This is a genomic window from Streptomyces sp. NPDC102259 (assembly GCF_044766465.1).
Taxonomy (GTDB): Bacteria; Actinomycetota; Actinomycetes; order Streptomycetales; family Streptomycetaceae; genus Streptomyces.
Map to the genome: position 1 here is coordinate 993,505 of NZ_JBIWMA010000001.1, position 12,744 is coordinate 1,006,248.

Annotated in this window: 10 protein-coding genes; 2 read left to right on the forward strand and 8 right to left on the reverse strand. The window is 72.8% G+C overall.

The features are described 5' to 3' along the window. Positions 1 to 77: 77 nt before the first annotated feature. The 4 genes from ACIRPU_RS04390 to ACIRPU_RS04405 form a co-directional block, all read right to left on the reverse strand. Positions 78 to 701 (reverse strand): GntR family transcriptional regulator, encoded by a 624-nt coding sequence (locus ACIRPU_RS04390; protein ID WP_355703212.1) that lies wholly within the window; start codon positions 699 to 701, stop codon positions 78 to 80. Positions 702 to 946: 245 nt separating this feature from the next. After that, entirely contained in the window at positions 947 to 2,740 is a 1,794-nt protein-coding gene (sucB, locus tag ACIRPU_RS04395) for a 2-oxoglutarate dehydrogenase, E2 component, dihydrolipoamide succinyltransferase (RefSeq protein WP_403861449.1), read from the reverse strand. A gap of 59 nt (positions 2,741 to 2,799) precedes the next feature. Further along, the gene (lpdA, locus tag ACIRPU_RS04400; protein WP_020130028.1) at positions 2,800 to 4,188 is read right to left on the reverse strand and encodes a dihydrolipoyl dehydrogenase; all 1,389 of its coding nucleotides are present in this window, start codon (positions 4,186 to 4,188) and stop codon (positions 2,800 to 2,802) included. 304 nt (positions 4,189 to 4,492) lie between these two features. Beyond that, entirely contained in the window at positions 4,493 to 6,019 is a 1,527-nt protein-coding gene (locus tag ACIRPU_RS04405; protein ID WP_403861452.1) for a leucyl aminopeptidase, read from the reverse strand. A 344-nt stretch (positions 6,020 to 6,363) separates the two neighbouring features. Here ACIRPU_RS04405 and ACIRPU_RS04410 point away from each other — a divergent pair, with 344 nt between their 5' ends. Then, a complete protein-coding gene (locus ACIRPU_RS04410) occupies positions 6,364 to 7,185 on the forward strand; it encodes an endo alpha-1,4 polygalactosaminidase (protein ID WP_403861455.1) in 822 nt (273 codons plus the stop codon). Between the two features lie 4 nt (positions 7,186 to 7,189). Here the strand turns inward: ACIRPU_RS04410 and ACIRPU_RS04415 are convergent, their stop codons facing one another. After that, on the reverse strand, positions 7,190 to 8,035 hold the full coding sequence (locus ACIRPU_RS04415) for an adenosylcobinamide-GDP ribazoletransferase (protein ID WP_403861458.1): 846 nt from the start codon (positions 8,033 to 8,035) through the stop codon (positions 7,190 to 7,192). 67 nt (positions 8,036 to 8,102) lie between these two features. Between ACIRPU_RS04415 and ACIRPU_RS04420 the strand changes: the two genes are divergently transcribed. Further along, complete coding sequence (locus tag ACIRPU_RS04420) at positions 8,103 to 8,867, forward strand: hypothetical protein (protein ID WP_403861461.1); 765 nt, start codon at positions 8,103 to 8,105, stop codon at positions 8,865 to 8,867. Here the strand turns inward: ACIRPU_RS04420 and ACIRPU_RS04425 are convergent. The 3 genes from ACIRPU_RS04425 to cobT all read right to left on the reverse strand — a co-directional run bounded on the left by ACIRPU_RS04425 (position 8,846) and on the right by cobT (position 12,708). After that, on the reverse strand, positions 8,846 to 9,682 hold the full coding sequence (locus tag ACIRPU_RS04425; RefSeq protein ID WP_403861464.1) for a hypothetical protein: 837 nt from the start codon (positions 9,680 to 9,682) through the stop codon (positions 8,846 to 8,848). The two genes, ACIRPU_RS04420 and ACIRPU_RS04425, sit on opposite strands and share 22 nt — an antisense overlap. Beyond that, positions 9,679 to 11,469 carry a phosphatidylglycerol lysyltransferase domain-containing protein gene (locus ACIRPU_RS04430; RefSeq protein WP_403861467.1) on the reverse strand — a complete coding sequence of 597 codons (1,791 nt, stop codon included), beginning with the start codon at positions 11,467 to 11,469 and terminating at the stop codon, positions 9,679 to 9,681. The genes ACIRPU_RS04425 and ACIRPU_RS04430 overlap by 4 nt, the downstream gene beginning before the upstream one ends. 72 nt (positions 11,470 to 11,541) lie before the next feature. Beyond that, the gene (gene cobT / locus ACIRPU_RS04435) at positions 11,542 to 12,708 is read right to left on the reverse strand and encodes a nicotinate-nucleotide--dimethylbenzimidazole phosphoribosyltransferase (protein ID WP_403861470.1); all 1,167 of its coding nucleotides are present in this window, start codon (positions 12,706 to 12,708) and stop codon (positions 11,542 to 11,544) included. Positions 12,709 to 12,744 lie beyond the last annotated feature (36 nt).

Below are 12,744 nucleotides of genomic sequence, written 5' to 3' on the forward strand. Positions count from 1 at the left end.
GCCGCGTCGATCAGGGGTTTTCGCAGGTCGGAGCCCACGTATGAGCGCGTGTGCGCTCCACTGAACCAGGGCAGGCCCTACGGCCGGGGAGCACATCCGAGGACATGCGCCTTCACCAGCTCGGCGATCCTCGGGTCCCGCCGCCGGAACGCCTGGACGAGCTCGTCGTGCTCCTCCGCGTACGACTGCTGCACGGTCCCCAGCCAGCGGATCGACAGCGCCGTGAACACCTCGATGCCGAGGCCCTCCCAGGTGTGCAGCAGCACCGAGTTGCCGGCCGCCCGGACCATCTCCCGGTGGAAACCGACGGTGTGCCGCACCTGGGCGGTGCCGTCCGCGTCGCGGTCCGCCTCGTACAGCGCGGCGACATGCGGTTCGAGGGCCGAGCAGTCCTCGGCCAGCCGCTGCGCGGCCAGCTCCGCCGCGATCGCCTCCAGCCCGGCCCGGACGGGGTAGCTCTCCTCCAGGTCCGCGGCCGTGAGGTTGCGCACCCGCACGCCCTTGTTCGGCGCGGACTCGATCAACCGCAGCGACTCCAGCTCGCGCAGCGCCTCCCGCACCGGGGTCTGGCTGACCTCCAGCTCGGTCGCGATCCGGCGCTCCACGATCCGCTCGCCCGGCTTCCAGCGCCCGCTGACGATCCCCTCCACGATGTGCTCGCGGATCTGTTCGCGCAGCGAGTGGACGACGGGCGCGGTCATGAGGGCTCCTTCGAGGAGGGGCCGCACGGGCCTCCGGGGGCGTTTGCCGTTTAGACAATACGGCCGGGGACCCGCGCAGGAGAGGCGCACGGGGGCGCTTTCGAGCAGGTGAGACGAGACTTACACGTTCACAGCGGCACTCGCCTGTAAAGACCAGTACCGGACAGCTGCCGCCCGGAGCCGACAGACGGAAGCCCCCGCCCGGAGAGTTCCGGACGGGGGCACCGCTGTCGAGCCCTGGGAGGTCAGAGGCCGAGTTCGACCTCGAACTCGCCGGCCTCCAGGATCGCCTTGACCGCGGTCAGGTAACGGGCCGCGTCGGCGCCGTCGACCAGACGGTGGTCGTAGGACAGGGTCAGGTACGTCATGTCGCGGACACCGATGACCGTGCCCTCCTCCGTCTCGATGACGGCCGGACGCTTGACCGTGGCGCCGATGCCGAGGATCGCGACCTGGTTCGGCGGCACGATGATCGTGTCGAACAGCGCGCCGCGCGAACCGGTGTTGCTGATGGTGAAGGTCGCGCCGGACAGCTCGTCCGGGGTGATCTTGTTCGCGCGGACCTTGCCCGCCAGGTCGGCCGTGGCCTTGGCGATGCCGGCGATGTTGAGGTCGCCCGCGTGCTTGATGACCGGGGTCATCAGGCCCTTCTCCGAGTCCACCGCGATACCGATGCTCTCGGTGTCGAAGTAGGTGATCGTGCCCTCGTCCACGTTGATCCGGGCGTTGACGGCCGGGTGGGCCTTCAGCGCCTGGGCCGCCGCCTTCACGAAGAACGGCATCGGGGAGAGCTTGACGCCCTCACGGGCCGCGAAGGAGTCCTTCGCCTGCGCGCGGAGCTTCATCAGCCGGGTGATGTCGACCTCGACGACCGAGGACAGCTGCGCCTGCTCGTGCAGCGCCTTGACCATGTTGTCGCCGATGACCTTGCGGATGCGGGGCATCTTGACGGTCTGGCCACGCAGCGGGGAGACCTCGAGCGCCGGGGTCTTCTTCGCGGCGGCAGGAGCCGCGGCGGCCGGAGCCGGAGCGGCGGCCTTCGCGGCCTCGGCGGCGGCGAGGACGTCCTGCTTGCGGATACGACCGCCGACGCCGGTGCCCTTGACGGCGGCCAGGTCGACGCCGTTCTCGGCGGCGAGCTTGCGCACCAGCGGGGTCACGTAGGCGCCGTCGTCACCCGCGGGGGCGGCGGGCGCGGGGGCGGCGGGCGCGGGGGCGGCCGGGGCGACCGGAGCCGGAGCGACCGGCGCGGGGGCCGGGGCGGCCGGAGCCGGGGCGGCGGCGACCGGGGCGGGCGCCGGGGCGGCCGGAGCCGGTGCCGGAGCGGCCGGGGCGGCGGGAGCCGGAGCCGGAGCCGGGGCGGCAGCGGGAGCCGGGGCCGGAGCTGCGGGGGCCGGGGCGGCGGCCGGAGCCGCGCCCGGGGCGCCGATGACGGCGAGCTTGGCGCCGACCTCGGCGGTCTCGTCCTCACCGACCGTGATCTCGAGCAGCACGCCGGAGACGGGCGCCGGGATCTCGGTGTCGACCTTGTCGGTCGAGACCTCGAGCAGCGGCTCGTCCTCCGTGACCTCCTCGCCGACCTGCTTCAGCCAGCGGGTGACGGTGCCCTCGGTGACGGACTCGCCGAGCGCGGGCAGGACGACGTCCGTGCCCTCGGCGGAGCCGGCGCCGGTGGCGGCCTCGGCGGTGGGAGCCGGGGCCGGGGCCGCCTGCTCGGTGGACGGCGCGGCAGCGGCCGGCTCCGGTGCGGGCTCGGCGACCGGCTCGGCGGCCGGAGCCGGAGCGGCCGCCGGAGCGCCGGTGCCGTCGTCGATGACGGCCAGCTCGGCGCCGACCTCGACCGTCTCGTCCTCGGCGACCTTGATGGAGGCCAGGATGCCGGCGGCGGGGGAGGGGATCTCGGTGTCGACCTTGTCGGTCGAGACCTCGAGCAGGGGCTCGTCGGCCTCGACGCGCTCACCCTCGGCCTTCAGCCAGCGGGTGACAGTGCCCTCGGTGACGCTCTCGCCGAGCGCCGGAAGGGTTACGGAAACCGCCATGGTTTCGGTTGCTCCTTACGAATTGCGGAAGTCTGAGTCGTCGCTTAGTCGACCGAGGGTCAGTCGTGCGAGTGCAGCGGCTTGCCCGCCAGGGCCAGGTGGGCCTCGCCGAGCGCCTCGTTCTGCGTCGGGTGGGCGTGGATGAGCTGCGCGACCTCGGCGGGCAGCGCCTCCCAGTTGTAGATCAGCTGGGCTTCGCCGACCTGCTCGCCCATGCGGTCGCCGACCATGTGGACGCCGACCACGGCACCGTCCTTCACCTGGACGAGCTTGATCTCGCCCGCGGTGTTGAGGATCTTGCTCTTGCCGTTGCCCGCGAGGTTGTACTTCAGAGCGACGACCTTGTCCGCGCCGTAGATCTCCTTGGCCTTGGCCTCGGTGATGCCCACGGAGGCGACCTCGGGGTGGCAGTACGTCACCCGGGGGACACCGTCGTAGTCGATCGGGACGACCTTCTGACCGGCCAGACGCTCCGCCACCAGCATGCCCTCGGCGAAGCCGACGTGCGCGAGCTGGAGGGTCGGGACCAGGTCGCCGACGGCGGAGATGGTCGGGACGTTCGTCCGCATGTACTCGTCGACCAGGACGTAACCGCGGTCCGTGGCGACGCCCTGCTCCTCGTAGCCGAGACCGGCGGAGACGGGCCCGCGGCCCACCGCGACCAGCAGGACCTCGGCCTCGAACTCCTTGCCGTCGGCCAGCGTGACCTTGACGCCGTCGGCGGTGTACTCGGCCTTCGAGAAGAAGGTGCCCAGGTTGAACTTGATGCCGCGCTTGCGGAACGCGCGCTCAAGAAGCTTGGAGGAGTTCTCGTCCTCGACCGGGACGAGGTGCTTCAGGCCCTCGATCACCGTCACGTCGGAGCCGAAGGACTTCCACGCCGAGGCGAACTCGACGCCGATGACGCCGCCGCCCAGGATGATCGCGGACTTCGGCACGCGGTCCAGGACGAGCGCGTGGTCCGAGGAGATGATCCGGTTGCCGTCGATCTCCAGGCCCGGCAGCGACTTCGGCACGGAGCCGGTCGCGAGCAGCACATGGCGGCCCTGGACGCGCTGTCCGCCGACGTCGACGGAGGTCGGGGAGGACAGGCGGCCCTCACCCTCGATGTACGTCACCTTGCGGGAGGCGATCAGCCCCTGAAGGCCCTTGTACAGACCCGAGATGACGCCGTCCTTGTACTTGTGGACGGCGGGGACGTCGATGCCCTCGAAGGTGGCCTTGACGCCGAACTGCTCGCTCTCGCGGGCCTGGTCGGCGATCTCGCCCGCGTGCAGCAGGGCCTTGGTGGGGATGCAACCCCGGTGCAGGCAGGTGCCGCCGACCTTGTCCTTCTCGATCAGGGCGACGTCCAGGCCCAGCTGCGCCCCGCGCAGGGCCGCGGCGTAACCGCCACTACCACCGCCGAGGATCACTAGGTCGAAAACGGTGCTGGCGTCGTTCGCCACGTCACGTCCTCCATGCATGTGTGCCGTGCGCCGGTCGTCGCTGACCGCCGGCGGCTGGTGTCCGGCCGCTCTTTCTCCGGCCCTGTGGTGGGGGCCCTGTCCTGCCGAGGCCCATCTTCGCACTTGCGGGAGGCGAACGAGACGCGGGGCCGGGGTGTGAGACACCCCACGCTCACCTGTGACATGGGGGACGGGCCCCGCCCGGGGGCGCGGGGAACTGCGCGACCGGCCACATTCGGCCCGCATCCGTCACATGACGGACGGACCCGAGTGATCAGGCGCACAGTCCCCTCCTCCCGGAGGACTAGCCCAGGTCGCCGGAGGCGGTCAGCTCGGCCAGCCGCACCAGCGTCCGCACCGCGGTGCCGGTGCCGCCCTTCGGCGTGTACCCGAAGGGCCCGCCCTCGTTGAACGCCGGCCCGGCGATGTCCAGGTGCGCCCAGGTGATCCCCTCGCCCACGAACTCGCGCAGGAAGAGACCGGCCACCAGCCCGCCACCCATCCGCTCACCCATGTTCGCGATGTCGGCGACCGTGGAGTCCATGCCCTTGCGCAGGTGCTCCGGCAGCGGCATCGGCCACGCCGGCTCACCGACCTCCTCGGCGGCCTCGTGCAGCACGGAGCGGAACGCGTCGTCGTTCGCCATGATCCCGAAGGTCCGGCTGCCCAGCGCCAGCATCATCGCGCCGGTCAGGGTCGCGACGTCGACGATCGCGTCCGGCTTCTCCGCGGAGGCCGCCCACAGCGCGTCCGCGAGGACCAGCCGGCCCTCGGCGTCCGTGTTGAGGACCTCGACGGTCTTGCCGCTGTACATGCGCAGCACGTCGCCCGGGCGGGTGGCGGAGCCGGACGGCATGTTCTCGGCCAGCGCCAGCCACCCGGTGACGTTCACCTCGAGCCCGAGCCGCGCGGCGGCGACGACCGCGGCGAAGACCGCCGCCGCCCCGCTCATGTCGCACTTCATCGTCTCGTTGTGCCCGGCCGGCTTCAGCGAGATGCCGCCCGAGTCGTAGGTGATGCCCTTGCCGACGAAGGCGAGGCTCTTCTTGGCCTTGGAGGAGGTGTAGGACAGCTTCACCAGACGCGGGGCCGCGGCCGAGCCGGCGCCCACACCGAGGATGCCGCCGTAGCCGCCCTTGGCGAGGGCCTTCTCGTCGAGCACCTGCACCTTGATGCCGTGCTCCTTGGCCGCCGTCTGGGCGAGAGCGGCGAACGCCTCGGGGTCGAGGTCGTTCGGCGGCATGTTGATCAGGTCGCGGGCGCGGTTGAGCTCCTCGCCGACGGCGGCGGCACGCAGCAGCGCGGCCTTGTGGGCGGCGTCGCGCGGCTTCCCGCCGAGCAGGGCGGCCTCGGCGAGCGGCGCCTTGCCGTTCTTGGCCTTGGCATCGTTGCCGCTGTGCTTGTACGTGTCGAAGGAGTACGCGCCGAGCACCACGCCCTCGCCGATCGCGCCGATGTCCGCGGCGTCGGTCACCGGCAGGGCGAAGGCGGCCTTCTTGGCGCCGGTGAGGGTGCGGGCGGCCGCGCCGGCCGCCTTGCGCAACGCCTCGAGGTCGAAGCCGGCGTCCGCCTCGGGCTCCTGGCCGAGCCCCACCGCGAGCACGAGCGGTGCCTTGAAACCGGCCGGGGCGGGCAGCTTGGTCAGCTCGCCCTCGGCCCCGGAGGCGCCGAGGGTTTCCAGGATGCCGGCGAGCCGGCCGTCGTAGGCGTTGTCGACGGCTTCGGCGCCTGGGGCAACGATCGGGCCTTTCGCGCCCTTGGCGACACCGATCACGATCGCGTCGGCCCGGAGGCCGGGCGCCGCGGCGGTGCTGAGAGTGAGAGCAGTCACGGTGGTGAAATCTCGCTTCCGATGTGGAGTTGCGGTGGCCGGAATGTGTGGGTCGACCGGGCCCGACAGCCGACCCTAGATCCGGGCCGTGGGTGCGGTCGTATCCGGGGGTGTGCCCCACCGGCGCGGCGAACCGGCGTGGCGAATCCCGGAATGAGCGTACGCGTGCGTGTGCGGTCGCTCATGCACGCGCGTGTTCACCTGTCGGTGGCGTCGTAGCCACTTCCCGATCCTCGCATTCCATGGGCCGGGTCACACCCTTCGGGTCGGGGTGGGGAGGCGGCGCACGGGAGTCATGGGCGATCATCGTCGGGTAACTCGCCCCCCATCCTGGAGCCCGCCGCGTGAGACGCCCGAACCTGCTGCTGCCGCTGCTGGCCCTGCTGCTGGCGGGTTGCGCCGCCGCGCCGGACGACGCACGGGACGACGAGCGGAGCGGCGAGGCGGGCGTCGGGACGGCGGACGGGAAGCTCTGGCAGCCGGCCCCCGGCATCGACTGGCAGTGGCAGCTGAGTGGCCGTCTGGACACCGCCGTGGACGTGGCCGTCTACGACATCGACGGCTTCGACCAGACCGCGGCCACGGTCGCCGGCCTGCACGACGACGGCCGCAAGGTCATCTGCTACCTCTCCACCGGCGCCTGGGAGGACTGGCGCCCCGACGCGGCGGACTTCCCCGCGGCCGTGATCGGCAAGGGCAACGGCTGGGAGGGCGAACGCTGGCTCGACATCCGCGCGTTGGACGTCCTGGAGCCCCTGATCGCGGCCCGCCTCGACATGTGCCGGGAGAAGGGCTTCGACGCGGTCGAGCCGGACAACATGGACGGCTACAAGAACACCACGGGCTTCCCGGTCACCGCCGCCGACCAGCTCCGCTACAACCGCCTCGTCGCCGAACTCGCCCACGACCGGGGGATGTCGGTCGGACTGAAGAACGACCTCGACCAGATCCCCGAACTCGTCGACGACTTCGACTTCGCGGTCAACGAACAGTGCGCCCAGTACGACGAGTGCGCGGACCTGACCCCCTTCATCGAGGCGGGCAAGGCCGTCTTCCACGTCGAGTACGAACTCCCCACGAGGGCGTTCTGCGCCGACTCCCGTCGGCTGCGCCTGAGTTCACTGCTGAAGAAGTACGAGCTGGGGGTGTGGCGGGAAGCCTGCTAGCCGGTCAACCGCCCAGGCAGAACATCACGAGCGCGGTGGTGGCCGCCGTCTCCGCCAGGCCGCCGAAGACGTCCCCGGTGACTCCGCCGAAGCGCCGCGCGCAGTGCCGCAGCAGCAGTTCGGCGACGGCGAGGGCGGCGAGGACCGCGAGCGCCGGCCGGACGGCGTCGTACGGCTCGAAGAGGGCGCCCGGCTCGACGGGCCCGATCAGGACGACCACCCCGCCCTCGTACGGTCCGCACCACGCGCCCGCGACCGCCGCCGCCAGCGTGACGGCGACGGCGGTGAGCACCGCGCCCCGCACCGGGACCACCCCGGCGACCGCCGCCCCCAGCCCCTCCGGCCGCGCGGGCGGCACCCCGGCGCGGGCCGCCAGGGTCAGCGCCAGCCGGGCGGCGGCGGCCGAGACGACGGCGGCCACCGCGCCCAGCGCCCACGAGGTGTCGTAGAGCTGCGTCAGCGCGGCCACCTGGGCGAGCAGCACGAGGACGAGCGTGAGCACGCCGAACGGGCCGATGTCGGACTGCTTCATGATCCGCAGCGCGTCCTCGGCGGGCTTGCCGCTGCCGAGCCCGTCCGCGGTGTCGGCCAGCCCGTCGAGGTGCAGACCGCGGGTGAGGACGGCGGGCACGGCGGCGGAGGCGACGGCGGCCAGCAGCGGGCTCGCGCCCAGGTACAGCAGCAGCACTCCGAGCCCGGCCGCGCAGCCGCCGACGACCAGCCCGACCACGGGGGCGGTGAGCATGCCCCCGCGCGCGGCCTCCCGGTCCCAGCGGGTCACCCTGACCGGGAGCGCGGTGAGGGTGCCGAAGGCGAAGCGGAGGCCGTCGAAGGGCGAGGTCGTGGACACGGCGGCAGACTAGCCCGGACGCCCCGCCCGCGAGGCAGCCCGCCCCCCGCCCCGGGAGACTGGTGGCATGGGCCAGTGGGTGCAGCGCAACATCGTCGAACCGGGCAAGGTCCCGCTGCTCCTCGCCCTGACCGCGTTCGTCCTCACCTTTCTGATCACCCGGGTCATCACGCGCCTCATCCGGGCGGGCAAGGGCCCCTTCGGCAACATCAGCTCCGGCGGGGTGCACATCCACCACGTGGTCCCCGGCATCGTCCTGACCGTCGCGGGCGGCTTCGGCGCGGTGGCCAGCGGCCGGCACGGCTTCGGGGCGGGCGCCTTCGCGGTGGTCTTCGGCATCGGCACCGGCCTGGTCCTCGACGAGTTCGCGCTGATCCTGCATCTCGACGACGTGTACTGGACCGAGGCGGGCCGCAAGAGCGTGGAGGCCGTGGTCCTCACGGCGGCGCTGGGCGGACTGCTGCTGGTGGGCTTCTCGCCGTTCGGTGTCAACGACATGAGCCAGGACGAGCTCCAGGACCGGGGCAGCGTCATCTCGACCGTCGTGCTCAACTTCCTGTTCTCCCTGGCCGTGCTGAGCAAGGGCAAGGCCAAGATGGCCGTGTTCAGCGTCTTCATCCCGTTCCTGGGTCTGCTGGCCCTGGTCCGGGTGGCCAGGCCCGGCTCGCCGTGGGCCCGCCGGCTCTACCGGCGGCGGCCGCGGGCCCGGGCGAAGGCGCTGCTGCGGGCCTACCGCCACGACCGCCGCTGGGCGGGGCCGCGCCGGATGGTGGGGGACTGGCTGGGCGGGAAGACGACCGCCGAGCTCGCTCAGTCCGAGGAGCGAAGCTGAGGCACCCGGTCCGGGCCTGAGGACGCGTGGTCCGTACGACGGCTGCGGGGCTTCGTGGCGGGTCGCGCCCCGTGGCGCAGCCGCGAAGCGGTACCGCCCCGCGTCCCCCGGCGGAGCCGTGCACCGGTGCCGCCCCGTGTCCCCCGGGTGGGCCGTCCTGGCCCCCGGGGGCGCCCGCGGGTCTCCGCCACCGCGCACAGCACCAGCACCGCCGCGATCGCCGCCAGGTGCTCCTTGCCCGCCAGGTTGTCCTTCAGCAGTACCTCCACCACCATCGCGACGATCACCGCCCCCGCCGTCGCATAGGCGCGGTAGCGCCAGCCCAGGAACACCGCGAGGCCGACCACGGCCGCCGACGGGCCGGTGTCCACGATCCGGGCGTCGGCGGCGGGCAGGCCGAGCGGGCTGCCGGGGCCGAGGGCGATGCCCACGCGCGCGTACAGCGTGCCGGCGAGCGTGGCGGCGTAGGCGATGACGAGGGTCCGCCACCAGCCCAGGCAGAGCTCCGCGATCCCGAACACCAGCAGGATCTGCGCGAGGGCGCCCCAGACCGGCAGATCCAGCGCGGGCACGAACAGGGAGAGGGGGGTGCGCAGCAGGGCGAGCCACAAGGGGTCCTCGGCTCGTACCGCTCCGACCGCCTGGACCGGCCCGTAGCCCCACGGTCGGTTCTGCGCGACCTGGGTCACCGACGTCAGGCACACCGCCCCGAGGGTCAGCGGGACCGCCCGCCACCGCCGCCGCACCAAGGGCGCGCGTACGGCCTCGTACAGCGGCCCCCATTCGGCGCGGGCCCGGCGGGCGACCGCGTTCACCGGTGGGTCTCCAGGCGCCCCCGGCGCAGCCACCCGGGCAGCCCCGGCGCCTCCAGGAACCCCTCCGCGCGCGCCGACGCGACACCGATGCGGGGCAGGTCCGCGCTCTTCTCGAAGAGCAGGAAACGGGGCTCCCAGATGGGCCGGTACTTGGCGTTGGCGCGGTACAGCGACTCGATCTGCCACCAGCGGGAGAAGAAGCAGAGCAGCGACCGCCACAGCCTCAGCACGGGGCCGGCGCCGAGCCGCGCGCCCCGTTCGAAGACCGAGCGGAACACGGCGAAGTTCAGCGAGACCTGTGTGATCCGGACCGCCCTGTTCTCCGGGTCCGCCGGGCCCGCCGGGCTCCCGGGGTCCAGCCGGTCGTCCCCCTCCTCCCCCTCCTCCCGGGCGTGCCGGAGCAGTTCGATGACCATGTACTCCATCAGCCCGTTGTCGCAGTCGCGGTCCCGCCGCATCAGGTCGAGGGACAGCCCGTGCGGTCCCCAGGGAACGAAGGAGAGCAGGCCCCGCAGCTCACCGCCGGCGTCGGCGCACTCCAGCATCACGCAGCGCCCGTCCTCCGGGTCCCCGAGCCGCCCCAGAGCCATGCTGAACCCGCGCTCGGTGGCCCCGTCGCGCCAGTCGTCGGCGCGCCGGAGCAGCGCCGCCATCTCGTCGGCCGGGATGTCCTCGTGCCGTCGTACCCGCACCGTGTAACCGGCCCGCCGGACCCGGTTGTAGGCCTGCCGGACGGTCCGCATGGCCCGCCCCTCGAGGGTGAAATCCGCGACCTCGACCAAGGCTTCGTCCCCGAGCTCCAGCGCGTCCAGTCCGTGCCGGGCGTAGACGGTCCCGGCCTCCTCGCTCGCGCCCATCACCGCCGGGATCCAGCCGTGCGCCCGCGCCTCGGCGAGCCACGGCCCGATCGCCCCCGGCCAGGCCTCCGGATCCCCGAGCGGGTCCCCGGAGGCCAGCGACACCCCGCCGACGACGCGGTAGGCGACGGCCGCCTTACCGGTCGGCGACCAGCACACGCTCTTCTCCCGCCGCAGCGCGAAGTAGCCGAGCGAGTCCCGCTCACCGTGCCGGTCGAGGAGCTCCCGCAGCCGTTTCTCGTCGTCCTCGGTGAGCGGGTCGACGGCCCGCCGGGATCGGAAGGCGGCGTACAGGACGGCGAGGACGAGCGCCGTGCTCAGCACGTTGACGGCGACGTCGACCCAGGTGGGCGGGGCGATCCCGGGGACGCGGTACTCGTCGGCGGCCACGGAGACCAGCCGGAGCGTACCGTAGCGCCAGCGTTCGAGGAAGGTGGAGGGGGCGGACGCCCGGTTGGTGACCGTCACCAGCAGCGCGGCCAGCAGCGAGGCGCCCAGCAGCCCGCCGGCGCCGACGGCCGCGGCGAGCCTCGGATTGGACCGGTCGCCCTTCGCGTAGAACTCCCGCCGACCGGCGACCAGCGCCACGACGAAGACGGCGGTCAGCACGAGCGAGACCCAGTTCTGCGGGTGCCGCCGGATCTCCGGGAACGCCATCGCCAGCGTGAACAGCCCCAGGAACGCCCCGCTCAGACCGAGGTTCAGGATCCACGCGGCCCGTTTGCGCCGCCGCATCGTGACGGCCAGGAACGCGGTGAAGACCCCGGAGGCGAAGCCGGCCGTCAGCAGATACGGCGTGAAGAGGTTCTCCTGGTTGTGCCGCCGGACGTCCTGCCCCAGGGAGACCCACACCGCACTGAGGAAGTTGACGAACGCGACGGCACGCAGGTACCAGACGGCGAAGGCGGCGGCGCCCCGGGTGTTGCCCATGAGTGGTGATCATATGGGTGCACTTCAGGGAATCCGCTCTTTTGGTGCCGCCTGTCCCTTTAAGCCGCTTGGTTACTCCGTTTCCCGCTTCTCGTCGGAAACTTCGGAAACTTCGGAAACTTCGGAGACACCGGCAGCGGCGGACGCCTCGGACGCTTCCGGCTCCGCGGCCTCCGCGGGCTCTTCCGGCTTTTCGGGCTTCTCGGGGAGTTCCGCCGCCAGTGCGGCGGCGGCCTGCACCAACGGGAGCGCGAGCAGGGCCCCGGCGCCCTCTCCGACCTTCACGCCCTGGTCCAGCAGCGGTTCCAGGGCCATCCGGTCGAGTGCCTTCGCCTGTCCCGGTTCCCCGCTCTTGTGCGCGGCCAGCCACCAGTCCGGCGCCCGGAACGCGACCCGCTGCCCGACGAGCGCGCAGGCGGCCGCCACCACGCCGTCCAGCACGACGGGCAACTTCCGTACCGCGCACTGGAGCAGAAAGCCCGTCATGGCCGCGAGGTCGGCGCCGCCCACCGTCGCCAGCAGCTGCAACTGCTCCCCGAGCACCGGCCGCGCCCGTCTGAGCGCGTCCCGGACGGCCGCGCACTTGCGCATCCACGCCAGGTCGTCGATCGCCTCGCCGCCCCGCCCGGTCACCACGGACGCGTCGGTCCCGCACAGCGCGGCCACCAGCACGCCCGCGGCCGTCGTCCCGCCGACGCTGACGTCGCCGAGCACGACCAGGTCCGTGCCGGAGTCGGCCTCCTCGTCCGCGACGGCCACGCCCGCCCGGAAGGCCGCCTCGGCCTCCTCGAGCGTCAGCGCGTCCTCGATGTCGATACGGCCGCTGCCGCGCCGCACCCGGTGCCGTACGACGTCCTCGGGGAACAGGTCCGGATCGCAGTCCAGCGACATGTCCACGACGCGCACGGGCACGCCGAGGCGGCGGGCGAGCACGGAGACCGGACGGCCGCCCTCGATGACCTCGCGCACCAACTCCGAGGCGCTGCCCGCCGGTCGGGCGGAGACGCCGAGCTCGGCGATGCCGTGGTCGCCGGCGAACAGCACCACCCGCGGCCGCTCGACCGGCCGCACGGGCGCCGAGCCCTGCGCCGCCGCCAGCCACTCGCCCAGGTCGTCCAGGCGCCCCAGCGATCCGGGCGGCACGATCTGACGCTCCCGACGCGCCTCCGCGTCGCGGCGCACCCCACCGTCGGGGCGCTCGATCAGATCGGTGAAGTCGTCGAGATTAAGCGAGCTCATTCGCCGAACAGTACCGGCACCGATCGAACGGTTCCG